At 71.7% G+C, this 14,319-nt stretch carries 15 protein-coding genes; 10 read left to right on the top strand and 5 right to left on the bottom strand.

The window, feature by feature from the left end; all coding sequences use genetic code 11:
• The first annotated feature begins 26 nt into the window (after positions 1 to 26).
• From F5972_RS35545 to F5972_RS35530, 4 genes are read left to right on the top strand one after another with little or no spacing between them, the layout of a single operon-like run.
• Positions 27 to 1,286, top strand: coding sequence for a polyamine ABC transporter substrate-binding protein (locus F5972_RS35545; protein WP_225312194.1), 1,260 nt, complete (start codon positions 27 to 29; stop codon positions 1,284 to 1,286).
• On the top strand, positions 1,283 to 2,146 hold the full coding sequence (locus F5972_RS35540) for an ABC transporter permease (RefSeq protein ID WP_111701947.1): 864 nt from the start codon (positions 1,283 to 1,285) through the stop codon (positions 2,144 to 2,146). Before F5972_RS35545 ends, F5972_RS35540 begins: the two co-directional genes overlap by 4 nt.
• Positions 2,143 to 2,934 carry an ABC transporter permease gene (locus F5972_RS35535; protein ID WP_111701945.1) on the top strand — a complete coding sequence of 264 codons (792 nt, stop codon included), beginning with the start codon at positions 2,143 to 2,145 and terminating at the stop codon, positions 2,932 to 2,934. The genes F5972_RS35540 and F5972_RS35535 overlap by 4 nt, the downstream gene beginning before the upstream one ends.
• 16 nt (positions 2,935 to 2,950) lie before the next feature.
• On the top strand, positions 2,951 to 4,345 hold the full coding sequence (locus F5972_RS35530) for an NAD(P)/FAD-dependent oxidoreductase (protein ID WP_150940420.1): 1,395 nt from the start codon (positions 2,951 to 2,953) through the stop codon (positions 4,343 to 4,345).
• Between the two features lie 13 nt (positions 4,346 to 4,358).
• Here F5972_RS35530 and F5972_RS35525 read toward each other — a convergent pair whose 3' ends face one another.
• Complete coding sequence (locus tag F5972_RS35525) at positions 4,359 to 4,763, bottom strand: VOC family protein (protein ID WP_150940347.1); 405 nt, start codon at positions 4,761 to 4,763, stop codon at positions 4,359 to 4,361.
• An 89-nt stretch (positions 4,764 to 4,852) separates the two neighbouring features.
• On the opposite strand from F5972_RS35525, the gene F5972_RS35520 reads away from it, so the two are divergent.
• The 4 genes from F5972_RS35520 to F5972_RS35505 all read left to right on the top strand — a co-directional run bounded on the left by F5972_RS35520 (position 4,853) and on the right by F5972_RS35505 (position 9,346).
• Positions 4,853 to 5,806 carry a helix-turn-helix transcriptional regulator gene (locus F5972_RS35520; RefSeq protein WP_150940345.1) on the top strand — a complete coding sequence of 318 codons (954 nt, stop codon included), beginning with the start codon at positions 4,853 to 4,855 and terminating at the stop codon, positions 5,804 to 5,806.
• Positions 5,807 to 5,876: 70 nt separating this feature from the next.
• Positions 5,877 to 7,583, top strand: coding sequence for a serine hydrolase domain-containing protein (locus tag F5972_RS35515; protein ID WP_150940343.1), 1,707 nt, complete (start codon positions 5,877 to 5,879; stop codon positions 7,581 to 7,583).
• A gap of 6 nt (positions 7,584 to 7,589) precedes the next feature.
• On the top strand, positions 7,590 to 8,258 hold the full coding sequence (locus F5972_RS35510) for a response regulator transcription factor (protein WP_150940341.1): 669 nt from the start codon (positions 7,590 to 7,592) through the stop codon (positions 8,256 to 8,258).
• On the top strand, positions 8,255 to 9,346 hold the full coding sequence (locus F5972_RS35505; RefSeq protein ID WP_150940339.1) for a HAMP domain-containing sensor histidine kinase: 1,092 nt from the start codon (positions 8,255 to 8,257) through the stop codon (positions 9,344 to 9,346). The genes F5972_RS35510 and F5972_RS35505 overlap by 4 nt, the downstream gene beginning before the upstream one ends.
• 28 nt (positions 9,347 to 9,374) lie before the next feature.
• On the opposite strand, the gene F5972_RS35500 is transcribed toward F5972_RS35505, so the two are convergent.
• Together F5972_RS35500 and F5972_RS35495 are read right to left on the bottom strand one after the other, a co-directional pair.
• Complete coding sequence (locus F5972_RS35500) at positions 9,375 to 10,268, bottom strand: phosphotriesterase family protein (RefSeq protein WP_150940337.1); 894 nt, start codon at positions 10,266 to 10,268, stop codon at positions 9,375 to 9,377.
• 73 nt (positions 10,269 to 10,341) lie between these two features.
• Positions 10,342 to 11,067, bottom strand: coding sequence for an SDR family oxidoreductase (locus F5972_RS35495; protein WP_150940335.1), 726 nt, complete (start codon positions 11,065 to 11,067; stop codon positions 10,342 to 10,344).
• A 44-nt stretch (positions 11,068 to 11,111) separates the two neighbouring features.
• Here F5972_RS35495 and F5972_RS35490 point away from each other — a divergent pair, with 44 nt between their 5' ends.
• The gene (locus F5972_RS35490) at positions 11,112 to 11,570 is read left to right on the top strand and encodes a nuclear transport factor 2 family protein (protein ID WP_191910478.1); all 459 of its coding nucleotides are present in this window, start codon (positions 11,112 to 11,114) and stop codon (positions 11,568 to 11,570) included.
• Positions 11,571 to 11,764: 194 nt separating this feature from the next.
• Here F5972_RS35490 and F5972_RS35485 read toward each other — a convergent pair whose 3' ends face one another.
• Entirely contained in the window at positions 11,765 to 12,502 is a 738-nt protein-coding gene (locus F5972_RS35485) for a TetR/AcrR family transcriptional regulator (RefSeq protein WP_225312193.1), read from the bottom strand.
• Positions 12,503 to 12,620: 118 nt separating this feature from the next.
• Here F5972_RS35485 and F5972_RS35480 point away from each other — a divergent pair, with 118 nt between their 5' ends.
• The gene (locus F5972_RS35480; protein ID WP_150940331.1) at positions 12,621 to 13,388 is read left to right on the top strand and encodes an SDR family NAD(P)-dependent oxidoreductase; all 768 of its coding nucleotides are present in this window, start codon (positions 12,621 to 12,623) and stop codon (positions 13,386 to 13,388) included.
• Between the two features lie 31 nt (positions 13,389 to 13,419).
• On the opposite strand, the gene F5972_RS35475 is transcribed toward F5972_RS35480, so the two are convergent.
• On the bottom strand, positions 13,420 to 14,061 hold the full coding sequence (locus tag F5972_RS35475; RefSeq protein WP_150940329.1) for a VC0807 family protein: 642 nt from the start codon (positions 14,059 to 14,061) through the stop codon (positions 13,420 to 13,422).
• Positions 14,062 to 14,319 lie beyond the last annotated feature (258 nt).

Genomic DNA, 14,319 nt, shown 5'->3' with positions numbered 1-14,319 from the left:
CGAACTCCCCGGAGCACACGAACCCCATGAACCATCCCCACGGGAAGGACCCCGCCTTCCTCCGCGGCATGACCCAGCGCCGGCTCGGCAGGCGCGACGCCTTCCGGCTCGCGGGGCTGTCGGCCGCCGGGCTCGTCCTCGCCGCCTGCGGCGTGCAGGGCAAGGGCACGGCAAAGCCGACCTCCTCCGCGCAGGCCCAGTCCGAGGTGGAGGCGTACTGGTCGGGCAAGACCAAGAACGGCCACGTGGACTTCGCCAACTGGCCGCTCTACATGGATCCCAAGCAGCCCGAGCTCAAGCGGTTCACGAAGCAGACCGGGATCACGGTGACCTACAAGGAGGTCATCCAGGACAACCCGAGCTGGTTCGCCAAGATCCAGCCGCAGCTCGCGGCCGGGCAGTCGATCGACTACGACCTGATGGTCGTCACCAACGGCCTGCACTTCACCCAGCTCGTGCAGCTCGGCTACCTCGTCCCGCTCGACCACGCCAAGCTGCCGAACTTCGCGGCCAACGCCGGAGAGCGGTACAAGAACGAGTCGTTCGACCCCGGCAACGTCTACAGCATCCCGTGGGCGTCCGGCATGACCGGCATCGCCTACAACCCGAAGTACGTCGACACGCCGCCGACCAGCATGGCCGACCTGTGGAACCCGAAGTACAAGGGCAAGGTCGGCATGATGTCCGACTCCCAGGAGATCGCCAACTTCGGCCTGTTCGCGCTCGGCATCGACCCCGACAAGTCGACCGAGGCCGACTGGGAGAAGGCGGCGGCCAAGCTCCAGGAGCAGCGCGACGCCGGCATCGTGCGCAAGTACTACGACCAGGCGTACATCGACCCGCTGGCCAAGGGCGACATCTGGCTCACCATGGCGTGGTCGGGCGACGTCTTCCAGAAGAACGTCTCCGACGGCACGGACCTGAAGTTCGTGCTCCCCACGGAGGGCGCGACCATCTGGACCGACAACATGATGATCCCGAAGACCGCGGCGAACCCGGTCGACGCGATCATGCTGATGGACTTCTTCTACGACGTGGACGTCGCCGGGAAACTGGCGGAGTACATCAACTACGTCACCCCGGTCCCGGGCGCCAAGGACGTCATCGCCGCCGACGCCGCCAAGGCGACCGGCGAGGACAAGAAGCTCCTGGAGCAGGTGTCGACCAGCCCGTTGGTGTTCCCCAGTGACGAGGACTACGCCAAACTCCGCAGCTACAAGAACTTCGCGACGCCACAGGAGCAGAAGAAGTTCGAGTCCATCTTCCAGGCGATCACGACCGCATGAGCAGGCTCAGGGCTTCGCTGACGCCGTACGCGCTGCTCTTCCCGGGCACGCTCTGGCTGGCGATCTTCTTCGTCATCCCGACGGTGGTCATGCTGTCGCTGTCGCTGCAGTCCGGCGACGTGGTCAACGGCTACGCGTTCACGTTCAACTGGCACAGCTACGTGGACGGGATCAGCACCTACCACGACCAGATCATCCGGTCGCTGGTGTACGGCCTGGCCTCGACGCTGATCCAGATCGTCATCGGGTTCCCCGTGGCGTACTGGATCGCCTTCAAGGGGGGTAGCCGCAAGTCGGTCTACCTGTTCATGCTGCTGCTGCCGTTCCTCGTGTCGTTCGTGCTGCGCACCATCTCCTGGCAGTTCTTCCTTTCCGACAACGGCCTGCTGCTCGGGCCGCTCAAGTCGGCCGGGCTGGTGCCGCAGGACTTCCACATCCTCGCCACGAGCGCGGCGGTGATCGGCGGCCTGGCCTACAACTTCCTGCCGTTCATGATCCTGCCGATGTACGTGGCGCTGGAGCGGATCGACCCGCGGGTCCTGGAGGCCGCGCAGGACCTGTACGCCAGCAAGGCGCAGACCTTCCTGCGGGTCGTGCTGCCGCTGTCGCTGCCGGGGGTGTTCGCCGGGGTGCTGATGACGTTCGTCCCGGCCACGTCCGACTACGTCAACGCGTCCGTGCTCGGCGGCACCAGCAACACGATGGTCGGCAACGTCATCCAGAACCAGTTCCTGATCAACCAGGACTACCCGACCGCCTCGGCGCTGTCGTTCACGCTGATGGCCCTGCTGCTGGTCGGCATCTTCGCGTACGCGAGGGCGCTCGGCACCGAGGACGTGCTGGAGGTGGCGGCGCGATGAAGCGTGGCCTGCTGCGGGGCCGCCTCCTGCAGATCTACACCTGGCTGGTGATCGCGTGGCTGGTGCTGCCGATCGCCGTCATGATCCTCTTCGGCTTCAACGACACCCACGGCCGGTTCAACACGAGCTGGCAGGGCTTCACGCTCAAGTGGTACGGCAAGCTGTTCGAGATCGGCGACCTCACCCAGGCCCTGGTGAACTCGCTGGTCATCGCCGTGCTGACGATGCTGGTCGCCGGGGTGCTCGGGTCGCTGATCGGGCTGGCGCTCGGCCGCTACCGCTTCCGCGGGGCCGGGGCGATGAACCTGGTCATGTTCGCGGCCATCTCCTGCGCCGAGATCGTGATGGGCGCGTCGCTGCTGTCGCTGTTCGTCACGCTCGCCGTGCCGCTCGGGTTCTGGACGATCGTGATCTCGCACGTGATGTTCTCGATCTCGTTCGTGGCCGTGACCGTGCGGGCCCGGGTGATGACGCTGGACGCCTCCCTGGAGGAGGCGGCGCGCGACCTCGGCGCCGGGCCGTGGACGACGTTCCGCCTGGTCACCCTGCCGATGATCTTCCCGGGCGTGCTGGCGGGCTCGATGCTGGCGTTCGCGCTGTCGATCGACGACTTCGTCATCACCAACTTCAACTCCGGCGGCACGGTGACGTTCCCGCTGTGGATCTGGGGCGCCACCCGTGTCGGCATCCCGCCGCAGGTGAACGTCATGGGCACGCTCATCTTCGCGGCCGGCGTGCTGATCGCCCTCGGCAACGCCCTCCTGGCCCGCCGCCGCGCCAACGCGTAAGAAGGAAGTGGAATTCGTGGTTCCGTCGAAGGCGCTCGCCGACGCGGAGCGCAGGCCGTACTGGCTCGACCGGCCGCTCGCGCCCGAGCCGCTGCCGCCGCTGACCGGAGACGTCACGGCGGACCTCGCGGTGGTCGGCGGCGGCTTCACCGGGCTGTGGACGGCCCTGATGGCCAAGGAGCGCGACCCCTCGCTCGACGTGGTCCTCCTGGAGGGACGCGCGGTCGGGTGGGCCGCCTCCGGCCGCAACGGCGGGTTCTGCGCGGCGAGCCTGACGCACGGGCTCGGCAACGGCCGGGACCGCTGGCCCGCGGAGATCGCGACGCTGGAACGGCTCGGCCGGGAGAACCTCGACGAGATCGAGCGGACCCTCTCCCGCCACGGCGTCGACTGCTCCTTCGAGCGGACCGGCGAGCTGCGCGTCGCCACCGAGGAGTGGCAGCTCGCCGGGCTCGACGAGGACGTCAGCGCGGCGGCCTCGCTCGGCGTGCGGCTGGAGCGGCTGGACCGGGAACGGGTGCGGGCCGAGGTCGACTCCCCGACCTACCTCGGCGGGGTGTGGGACCGCGACGGCGTCGCCATGGTCGACCCGGCGCGCCTCGCCTGGGGGCTGCGCGACGTCTGCGTCCGGCTCGGCGTGCGCGTCTTCGAGCACACGCCGGTGCGCTCGCTGCACGACGACGGCACGGCGCTGGAGCTGGGGACGCCGAAGGGCCGCGTCAGGGCCGGGCGGGTGGCGCTCGGCACCGGCGCCTTCCCGCCGCTGCTGCGCCGGCTCAGGCATTTCCTGGTGCCGGTGTACGACTACGCGCTGATGACCGAGCCGGTGCCGGCCGACCTCCTCGCGGAGATCGGCTGGCGGAACCGCCAGGGCGTCGGCGACTCGGCCAACCGGTTCCACTACTACCGGCTGACCGACGACAACCGCATCCTGTGGGGCGGCTACGACGCCGTCTACCACAACGGCGGCCTGGTCCGGCCCGAGTACGACCAGCGCGACGCCACCTTCGAGAAGCTCGCCACCCACTTCTTCGAGACGTTCCCGCAGCTCCACGGCCTGCGCTTCACCCACCGCTGGGGCGGCGTCATCGACACCTGCAGCCGGTTCAGCGCCTTCTTCGGCACGGCGTACGGCTCCCGCCTCGCCTACGCGGCCGGATACACCGGCCTCGGCGTGGGGGCGGCCCGCTTCGGCGGCAACGTGATGCTCGACCTGCTGCAGGGGCGTCTCACCGAGCGGACCGAGCTGGAGATGGTGCGGCACAAGCCGATGCCCTTCCCGCCCGAGCCGGTGCGGTCCGGCGTCATCCAGCTCACCCGCTGGTCCATCGCCCGCGCCGACGAGCACGAGGGCCGCCGCAACGCCTGGCTGCGCACCCTCGACGCATTCGGCGTCGGCTTCGACAGCTGAGGCGGCGTCCGCGTCACCGGTCGTGGACCTCCAGGAAGTGCCGGTTGTACATCACGCCGAGGACGTTGCCGAAGGGATCGACCACGGAGGCGGTGACGAAGCCCGGGCCGCGCTCCACCGGCTTCTCGTACGTCGTGGCGCCGAGGGCGAGCAGCCGTCCGAAGGCGGCCTCCACGTCGTCCACGGCCCAGTAGACGACCGCGCCCGCGGGCTCGTCCCGCCGGGGGCCGGGGGCGAAGCGGCGGTCGACGATGCCGAGCTCGTCCTCGTCGTCGCCGATCCGGAACTCGGCGTAGGCGAGCGTCTCCTCGACGGAACGCGTGAAGTACGGCTCGACGCCGAGCAGTCCGGCGTACCAGCGGACGGCGGCGGTGACGTCGTCGGCGTAGAAGCTGACGGTGGTGAGGCCTCGCAACATCGGGGTTTCCCTTCTCAGTGGGTGATGCCTCAATCCTCCGACTTGAAGTGCTCACCTTCTGAGCACTTTTCCGGGCAGAATCGGGAACCGTGCGTGCCGACCGTCTCGTCGCCGTCCTGCTGCTGATGCAGGCTCGCGGCCGGGTGACCGCGGCCGAGCTGGCCGAAGAGCTCGAGGTGTCCGTGGCGACCGCCCGCCGGGACCTGGAGGCGTTGTCGGCGGCGGGCGTCCCGGTCTATCCGCAGCCGGGGCGTGGCGGCGGCTGGTCGCTGGTCGGCGGCGCCCGCACCGACCTGAGCGGTCTGTCGGCGCCCGAGGCGCAGGCGCTGTTCCTGCTCCTCGGCCCGGCCGCGGCCGGGTCGGCCGAGGCCGGAGCGGCGCTGCGCAAGCTTCTGGCGGCTCTGCCCCGGACCTTCCGGGCCGACGCCGAGGCCGCCCGCGACGCGACCCTGGTCGACCCCGTCCCGTGGGGGGAACGCGACCGCACGCGACCCGCGACGGTCGATCTCCTGCAGAGCGCCGTGGTGAGCCGTCGCAGGGTGCGCCTGACCTACGCCGGTCCGAAAGCGGAACCCGCGGAGCGGCTGGTCGATCCGTGGGGGCTGATCGACAAGGACGACGTGTGGTATCTGCTGGCGGGAACCGACCGGGGACGGCGGACCTTCCGCGTCGACAGGATCGTCCGGGCCGAGGTGACCGGCGAGACCGCCGAACGCCCCGCCGGCCTCGTCCTCACCGCCGCCTGGCAGGAGGTCGTCGACGAGATCGAGGGGCGGCGGTCGCGCACGTGGGCGACCGTGCTCGTCGAGGAGCGGTTCGTGCCGGTCCTGCGCGACCGGTTCGGACGGCACTGCCACACCGACGGTGACGCGGGGGGACGTGTCCGGGTGCGCCTCGCCGCCCCGACCCCGCTGGACCTCGCCCGTCACCTCGCGGGATGGGGCGCCCTGATCGAGGTCGTCGAGCCGCGCTCCGTCCGGGACGAGCTCGCCCGCGTCGGCGCCGAACTCGTCGCCCGCTACTCCGGGCCGGAGCCGGTCTGAACGATCGGGGCGAAGACGCCGTCCGGTTCCGTTCACATCAGGTTCGCGCGGGGGTCCGTACGTTTCCCGCATGCGAAGATTCTTTGCCGGATTCCCGGCGGGACTGACCGCCGTCGCACTGCTCCTGACGGCGTGCGGCGCAGAGCCGACCCGGCCGGCGCGTACGCCCGAGGCGTCCGCGTGCGACCCCGCGCTCGGCCGCGCGTTCGGGGCGTGGGCGGAGGCGGGGTTCAGCGGGTCGGTCGCGATACTCAGGGACGGCGCGTTCGAGTGCCGCGCCGCGTACGGCATGGCCGACACCGGCGCCCACCGGCCGAACACACCCGGCACGGTGTTCAGCATCGGCTCGGTGACCAAGGCGGTCACCGCGGCCGCGATCCTCCGGCTCGCCGACGAGGGGAGGCTGTCGCTCGACGACCGGGTGGGCGCGATCCTGCCGCGGTTGCGCGGCCCGGTGGCCGACGCGACGATCAGGCAGCTTCTGCTGCACACCAGCGGTCTCAACGGGACCCACGGCGGCGACTACGAGCCGCTGTCGCCGGACGCGGCGCTGGCCGCGATCGGCAGGCTGAGGCTCGCCTTCCCGCCGGGCACCGGGTACGTCTACTCCAACGCCGGATACACCCTGCTGGCCCTCGTCGTCGAACACCTGTCGGGCCGCGGCTACCGGGACTACGTGACCTCCACCGTCCTGCGGCTTCCCGGCGGGCGTACGGCGGGCGGCTTCTGGGACGGGAGCCCGGCCGCGCCCGGCCCGAGAGCGGTCGGCTACCTCGACGACGGGAAGCCGGGCCACCAGGGCGGCTTCGCCGGTCCCTACTGGGGCGTGGAGGGCAACGGCGGGCTGGCGATGACCGTGCCCGATCTGGCGGAGTGGACGTACGCGCTGTTCACCGGCCGGGTGGTCACGCCCGCGTCGGCCGAGGTCATCGCCCGCGCGGGGTGGCCGCGCGGGGACGGCAGGTCGGAGACGCCCGGCTGGGTCGCCTTCGACCGGTCGGTCTACGGCGAGCGGTTCCTGAGCACCGCCGGCGGCGGAGGCGACGTCGGCCACAACGCGGTCGTCGCCTGGGTCCCGGCCCGGCGGCGCGTGGTCGCCATCGCGTCGAACACCGCGACGCTCTCGGCCGAGGCGCTGCTGCGGGCGGTGGGACCCGCGCTGCTGGCCGGACGCCCGCTGCCCGCGCCCAGCGCTTCCGGCCCTGCCGCCACTCCTGCCCGTGGCGGGGATCTCGCGGCTATGGTCGGGACGTACCGGCTGGAGAGGGGAGGCGAGTTCCAGGTGTCCGCCGAAGGGGGCAGGCTGACCGTCTCCGCGACCGGAGCGAGCGCGGTCCGCGCGCTGGCGCCGCCCGGGGCGGAGGTCACGGAGGCGGCGCTGCGCGCGCACGAACAGCGGGTGCTGGCGCTGCTGAACGGCCAGACCCAGGAGGGCCGCAGGGAACGGGCCTCGCTCGAAAAGGTCTTCGGCGCGGTGTCGGGCCTCACGCTCGCCGGCACGGTCGCGAAGGGCGCCGACACCCGCACGTACGTCACGCTCACCACCGGCAAGGGACCGGTCCTCGCCTGGTACGCGGTCAACGAGGAGGGCGGGGTGATGGCCGCCCAGATCCCGGCGAAGCCGCCGGCGTTGACGCTCGTGCCGTCGGGCGGCGCCGGGCGGTTCCGCCCGGACGATCCCACCGGCGCCGGCCCCCGCGTGGAGGTCGCGTTCGAGGGCCGCCGCATGACCGTCACGGGCGCGCCGGGCGCCGTCACCGCCGAGCGGTCCGGCTGACCCGCCGTGCGCGTGCTCCTCGTCGAAGACGACCCCGAGCTGTCGGCGCTGGTCGCGCTCGGCCTGCGCAACGAGTCGTACGCCGTGGACGTGGCGGCGACGTACCGCGAGGCCGAGGAGTCGCTGCGGGTCACGTCCTACGACGTGGCCTGCCTGGATCTGGGCCTGCCCGACGGCGACGGCCTGGACCTGCTGCGCCGGCTCGGCGGCGACGCGCACCTGCGCCGCCCCCGGCGCACGCTCGTCGTCACCGCCCGCGACGCCGTCGGCGACCGCGTCGCGGGGCTGGACGCGGGCGCCGACGACTACCTGGTCAAGCCGTTCCACTTCGCCGAGCTGGTGGCCCGGCTGCGGGCCCTCGGCCGCCGCGGCGACCAGCACGGCACGCTGCTGCGGGTGGGCGACCTGGAACTCGACCCGGTCACCCACCGGGCCTGGCGGGCGGGCGCCGAGCTGGAGCTGACGTCGCGCGAGTTCTCCCTGTTGCGCTACTTCATGCACCATCCCGGCCGGGTGCTGTCGGCCGAGGACCTGCTGGAGCACGTGTGGGACGCCAACGCCAACCCCTTCACCACCTCGGTGCGGGTGATCCTCAGCCGCCTGCGCAGGAAGCTCGGCGACCCGCCCGTCATCACCACCGTCACCGCGGCCGGTTACCGCCTGGAGGGGCCGTGAGGCGGCAGTGGCTGTGGCTGTGGCGCTCGCTGCGCGTCCGGCTGGCCGTGCTCGCCTTCCTGGGGTTCTACGTGCCGCCGCTGCTGCTGTTCGGCGTGGTGTTGCTGACCGACACCGAGACGACCGCGCAGGCGCTCAACGGGGCCGAGCACGTGCGCAGCGCCTCGGCGCATCGCTCCCCGTGGGTCTCCTGGACCATCCTCGCGCTCGCCCCGGCCGCCGCCGCGGCGGCCTGGTGGTGGGCGGGACGGGCCGTCGCGCCGATCAACCGGATCCGCGCCGTCGCCGGGGACATCGGCGGCACCGATCTGAGCCGCCGGATCGGGCTCGGCCGCGGCCCGCTGGAGGTGGTGGCGCTGGCCGCCGAGTTCGACGCGATGCTGGACCGGCTCGCGGCGGCCGCGGCGACCCAGCGGCGGCTGCTGGAGGAGACGAGCCACGAGCTGCGCAGCCCGCTGTCGGTGCTGATGACCAACGCGGAGGTCCTGCTCGCCCACCCCGAGCCCACCCTGGAGGTCTACCGCGACGGTCTGCGCCGCTCGGGGAGCGTGGCCGGGCGGTTGCGGGCGACCGTCGACGACCTGCTGACCGAGGCCCGCGGACGCGCCCGTACGCTCGACCGCCGCCCGGCCGATCTCATGGAGGTGGCGCGTGACGTGCTCCGGCACGCCGAGGTCCTGGCCGCCGGAAAGCGGATGACGCTTCGTCTGGAGGGCCCGGCGGAGGCCGTGTGCCCGGTCGACGAGGCCACGGTGACCCGCGCCCTCGCCAACCTCGTCGACAACGCCGTGCGCTACGGCCCGGAGGGCACGCCCGTGACCGTGGAGATCGGTCTCACGCCGGGTCTGGCCGTGGTCACGGTCGCCGACCGGGGGGCGGGCATCCCCGAAGAGGAGCGGGAGCGCGTGTTCGAGCGGTTCTGGCGCGGCCACCGCGACGTGCCCGGCACCGGCCTCGGCCTGCCCATCGCCCGGCAGATCGCCCGGGCGCACGGCGGCGACCTCACCGTCACATCCGGCGCTCCCGGCGGGTCGGGCTGCGTTTTCCGCCTCACCCTGCGCCGCCCGCGCGACCCGGCGAATCGGTGAGTCCAAGTGGTGATGTCAGGCCGTGATGTCAGGCGGCGAGGCGGCCCTGGCCGGCGGTGAGCCAGCGGAGGGGGTTGTCGTGGGTGACGAGGCGCAGGGTGCCGTCATCTACCCCGGCGGCCCGCAGGGCCGGCACGACCGAGGAGAACAGCCGGCCGTACCCCTGCCCGCCGTAGCCGGCCAGGTGCTCGCGCAGCCGTACGCCGCTGCTGACCAGGATGCGCTCGGCGTGACCGGCGTCGAGGAGGGTGAGCACGTCGTCCGCGCAGGAGACGCTCACGTACGCGCCGGTCTCGGCGATCTTGCGCTGGGCCGGCGTGTCGGCGCCCGGGGCGCTGAGCCGCTGGGCGGGCACGTTCTGGGAGAGCAGCAGTTCCAGCAGTTCGAGCCCGCCCGCGGCCACCGGGAGGTCGGTCCGCAGCGAGGCGCGGGCGGCGGCGGTGACGGCCCGCTCCTCCGCGGGGGCGGGGGTCTCGCCCCACGACGCGGCGACGATGACGCCCGGCCGGGCGCCGGTCCCGTCCAGCCCGGCGCCGATCTCGTGGAGGAGGTCGGCGGTCAGGTCGTCGACGCCGTACCGGGTGATCGCCGCGCCGGCGAACGGCTGGGCGGCGAAGCCGGTGGCGGCGACGATCGGGACCCGCGCGGCCATGGAGATCCGGGCGAGTGACGCGGGGTCGCGGGCCATGCCGATGCAGCTGTGCTCGACGACGAGACCCAGCGCCTCGCCCCTGCCGAGGTCCTTGAACTCGGCCAGCACATATCGCTCCTCGTCCAGCCACCGGCAGGGATCGGAGTCCACGCCGATCCCCCAGCGGGTGTCGGTGCGCAGGTGCTCGTGGGGGAGCACCGGCCCGTCGATCTCGGAGACGGGAAGGGCGCCGGTGACGGTCTGGATGCGGGGGAAATATGCGCCGGACATGAACGGACATTAACTCATTTTTTGTCAAAACCCCTTCGGGATCATCAGATTCTTTACCTCTCTTAAGGTTTGGTCAGCTCATCGTCCGGCCGCCGTTGACGGCGAGCCGCTGCCCGGTCACGAACCGGGCGCCGGGCGAGGCCAGGAACGCCACCGCCTCGGCGATGTCGAGCGGCACGCCCATGTGACCCAGCGGCACGTCGCGCAGATAACCGGTGTAGTCCTCGGGCGGCACGTCCGCGTGGCGCTCCACCGGGATCCAGCCGGGCTCGACCGTGTTGACGGTGATCCCGTACGGCCCCAGCTCCCGCGCCCACGACCGGGTGAGCCCGTGCATCGCGGCCTTGGCCGAGACGTAGTGCCCGAACTCGGCGTTGCCGAGGTCGGAGACCTCGCTGCCCACGTTGACGATCCGGCCCGAGCCGGCCTCGCGCATGCCGGGCAGCACCGCCTGCAGGAGCAGCAGGGGGGCCTTGACGAAGAAGCGGAGCTGGCCGAGGTGGTCGTCCCAGGTCTGCTTCTCCACCGGCATCATCGGCTGCGGGCCGGTGGCGTTGTTCACCACCACGTCGACCCGCCCGAGCGCGGCCACGCCCTCCCGTACGGACCGTTCGTCGGTGACGTCGAACCGGGCGGGGGCCGCCGAGCCGCCGGCGGCGGCGATGCGGTCGGCGACGGCGGAGGCTCCGGCGGTGTCGTTGGCGTAGTTGACGGCGACGTGCCAGCCGTCGGCGGCGAGCCGTTCCGCGATGACGGCGCCGAGCCCTCGCGAGGCGCCGGTGACAAGTGCGATTCCCATGGGAACCGTGCCTATCACACGATCTCACGGGCATGATGGGGCGCATGGATCAGATCGCCGCACTGGTCGACCGCGCCGAGATCGTGGACGTGGTGACCGCAGTCTTCGACACCGTCGACGCAAAGAACTGGCCGGTGTGCCGGGAACTGTTCGACGACGAGGTGGACGCCGACTTCACCAGCCTGAACGGCGGGGAGCCGGCCCGGATCGGCGCCGACGCCCTCGTGGACGGCTGGCGTACCGGCCTGCACGCCCGCAAGCAGAGCTTCCACACCGTGAGCAACTTCGCGGTGACCGTGGACGGCGCCGAGGCGCATGTGACCGCGAAGGGCTACGCCTACAACGTGCTCGACGAGGGGCTCGGCGGCGGCCTGTGGGAGGTGTGGGGCGTCTACCGGCTCGGGCTCGTACGGCAGGCCGAGGGCTGGAAGGTCACGGCCCTGACGTTCGACGCCTGGCACACCCGCGGCGACGAGGCGGTGCGCGCCCACACGATGGACTGAAATCCAGCGACAGTCCGGGATCGCGGTCGCGATCCGGACGGCAGGGAGTGCCGGCTGAACCCCCGGCTGAAGTCTCCTGCCGAACTCTCCTGCCGCACCCCGCCTGAACCCCGCGGCCTCGCCCGGCGCACGCCGGGCGAGGCCGCGGCCGTCGAGGGCGAAGTAAGCCGTTCTCGCGTACCGGGGCCCGCGCCTCAGCCAGGGGAGCCGCGGCCGGTCAGGAGCCTGTCCAGCCCGTCCAGCAGACAGCGGAGCCCGAACTCCAGGGGCTCGTCCGTGGTCTGGGAGTACCCGCCCCCCTCGATGGCGGCGACCAGGGCCGGAAAACGGTCGCCGTGCCGGCGGAGCCGTTCCCCGAGATCGGCCGACCACTCGTCGACCCGTAGCCGATCGGCACCCGTGGTGTACTGCGCGACGCTGCGGACGTGCCCGTTCACGAGCAGGAACGCGTCGTGCTGATCGACCGGCGTGAAACCGGCGTCCGCGAGTACGGCGAGCGCGGCGTCCAGCCAGCCCAGCTCGTTCGGGCCCATGACGCGATTGCCGCCGGTGGCCGCGAGCAGCCAGGGGTGGTGCACGTAAAGCCGCAGGCACCGGCGGGCCCATTCCGCCAGCCGGTCGCGCCACCCGCCCGGCGCCGCGCCGAGGTCGGGACGGTCGCCGATCGCGGTGTCGATCATGAGGGCGACCAGCTCCGCCTTCCCCGGCACGTACCGGTACAGGGACATGGTCGTGAAGCCGAAGGCGGCGGCGATGCGCTGCATGGAGACGGCCGCCAGCCCTTCGGCGTCGGCGATCTCGATGGCGGTCCCGGTGATCCGGTCGACGGACATGCTCGGCTTCGGGCCCCGGCTGGGCCTGCCGGCCGTTCCCCACAGAAGGTCCATGCCGCGGACCGGATCGCTGGCGCCCTTGTCACCTTTCGCCGCCACCGGCCCTCCTGGATCTCCTTGCGCCCATGCCGAGAACTGTATATAACATAGACAAAACAGTGTGCGGCATAAACAGTTTGGGGTGCGTGCCGCCGCATGAGCAGAGGAGCTGGGCAGGATGAGCAAGCTGGCGGGTAGGACGGCCCTGGTCACCGGTGGTTCGCGGGGCATCGGCCGGGCGATCGCCCAGCGCCTGGCGGCGGACGGCGCGTACGTTGCCGTGCACTACGGCCGCGACGAGTCCGCGGCCAAGGAGACGGTCGCCGCGATCGAGCGGGAGGGCGGTCGCGCCTTCGCCGTCCGAGCGGAGCTCGGCGTGGCCGGCGACGTCGACACGCTGTTCGCCGGGCTGGAGGAAGGCCTGGCCGGGCGGTCGCTGGACATCCTGGTCAACAACGCGGGCGGCACGATGGGCACCGGCTCGATCGACGGGACGACCCCCGAGGAGTTCGACCGGTTGATCGCGCTCAACATGCGCGCGCCGTTCTTCATCATCCAGCGGGCGCTGCCCCTGCTGAGCGACGGCGGGCGCATCATCAACATCTCATCCGCCGACACGCGCATCGCCATCACCCACGAACTCGCCTACTCCATGGCCAAGGGCGCGATCAACGTGCTCGGCAGGACGCTGGCCCACGCGCTGGGCGAACGAGGGATCACCGTCAACACGGTGGCGCCCGGCGTGACCGACACCGAAGCGAACGCCTGGATCCACTCCAGCCCGGAGTTCGAGGCGCTCACCGCCGCGGCCTCCGCGCTCAACCGCATCGGCCGGCCGTCCGACATCGCCGACATCGTGGCCTTCCTCGCCTCCGACGACGCCCGCTGGATCACCGGCGACCTCATCGACGCCACCGGCGGCACCTTCCTCGGCCCTCGCCTGTGAACACCCCGCGCGGGCCCAGGGGCGGCGTCACTCAACCGGTGACCGCAGGGGCCTCCGTGTGCAGCCGCCGGAGGACCCGGCGGAACGCCCAGACGGACGCGAGGAACGCGATCCCGGTGATGACCGCCACGGCCGTCGTCCGGACCAGCAGGTAGGTGCCGATCGACTGGTGCAGCAGCAGCCAGATGCTCACGCTGGAGTTGACCAGCAGGACGAACGCCCACAGCAGCGTGATCCGGGCGAAGAACCGCTGGACGCGCTGGTGCCGCAGCACGAAGGACGGCAGGTGGATGTAGTCGAGCGTCAGCTTCTCCACGAGGGGGCGGCGCATCCGGACGGACGCGAGCAGCACCATGCTGATGACGATCGTGCCGAGTTCCGGCTGGATGAAGTAGACCACCGCGCTGCCGCTCCACAGGCCGAGCACCGTCCGTACGGTGATGGCGATGGCGGCGAAGATCATCGTTCCGGGCACCGGCTGGCGCCGCACCAGGCGCCACAGCACGCCGAGGTACACCCAGGAGATCGCGGCCATCAGCGCGCCGCGCAGGCCGAGCACCGCGAGCGCCGCGTAGAACACGGCGAGAGGGGCCACCACGCCTTCGAGGAGCCGGGGGACCGCCTGTTTGATCAGGGCGGTGAGCCTGGGCATGGCGAAGGGCGTGTGGTTCATGACACTCCAACGGGCCGGCGGGGGAGACCGACGCTGTAGTTGGCAAACGCGCCTACCCGGACATCGCGGTCGGAAACGCCCAGGAAAGGTGTTGCATCGGTGGCTTACCGTACCTGACGGTACGGCCTTGACGGGCCGGAAGCACTGAGCGAGGTGACGTCCGATACCGATGCGGCATGTCATTTGAGAGTCCGCCGAGGAAACGATTGCGCTGGTCGCCGCTTCGTCGCGTGCCTCGGGCCGCTCTCTCCACGGACA

Source organism: Microbispora cellulosiformans (assembly GCF_008728085.1).
In the GTDB taxonomy this organism is placed as follows: Bacteria; Actinomycetota; Actinomycetes; order Streptosporangiales; family Streptosporangiaceae; genus Microbispora; species Microbispora amethystogenes.
Note: the sequence above shows the minus strand (reverse complement) of the source record. Positions and strands in the feature narration are given on the sequence as shown.

What these genes read in the sequence shown, in the direction of transcription:
- F5972_RS35545 (WP_225312194.1), top strand. Translation starts at nt 27, where the DNA reads ATGAACCATCCCCACGGGAAGGACCCCGCCTTCCTCCGCGGCATGACC.
- F5972_RS35540 (WP_111701947.1), top strand. Translation starts at nt 1,283, where the DNA reads ATGAGCAGGCTCAGGGCTTCGCTGACGCCGTACGCGCTGCTCTTCCCG.
- F5972_RS35535 (WP_111701945.1), top strand. Translation starts at nt 2,143, where the DNA reads ATGAAGCGTGGCCTGCTGCGGGGCCGCCTCCTGCAGATCTACACCTGG.
- F5972_RS35525 (WP_150940347.1), bottom strand. Translation starts at nt 4,763, where the DNA reads ATGTTGCGAGGCCTCACCACCGTCAGCTTCTACGCCGACGACGTCACC.
- F5972_RS35515 (WP_150940343.1), top strand. Translation starts at nt 5,877, where the DNA reads ATGCGAAGATTCTTTGCCGGATTCCCGGCGGGACTGACCGCCGTCGCA.
- F5972_RS35500 (WP_150940337.1), bottom strand. Translation starts at nt 10,268, where the DNA reads ATGTCCGGCGCATATTTCCCCCGCATCCAGACCGTCACCGGCGCCCTT.
- F5972_RS35495 (WP_150940335.1), bottom strand. Translation starts at nt 11,067, where the DNA reads ATGGGAATCGCACTTGTCACCGGCGCCTCGCGAGGGCTCGGCGCCGTC.
- F5972_RS35490 (WP_191910478.1), top strand. Translation starts at nt 11,112, where the DNA reads ATGGATCAGATCGCCGCACTGGTCGACCGCGCCGAGATCGTGGACGTG.
- F5972_RS35480 (WP_150940331.1), top strand. Translation starts at nt 12,621, where the DNA reads ATGAGCAAGCTGGCGGGTAGGACGGCCCTGGTCACCGGTGGTTCGCGG.
- F5972_RS35475 (WP_150940329.1), bottom strand. Translation starts at nt 14,061, where the DNA reads ATGAACCACACGCCCTTCGCCATGCCCAGGCTCACCGCCCTGATCAAA.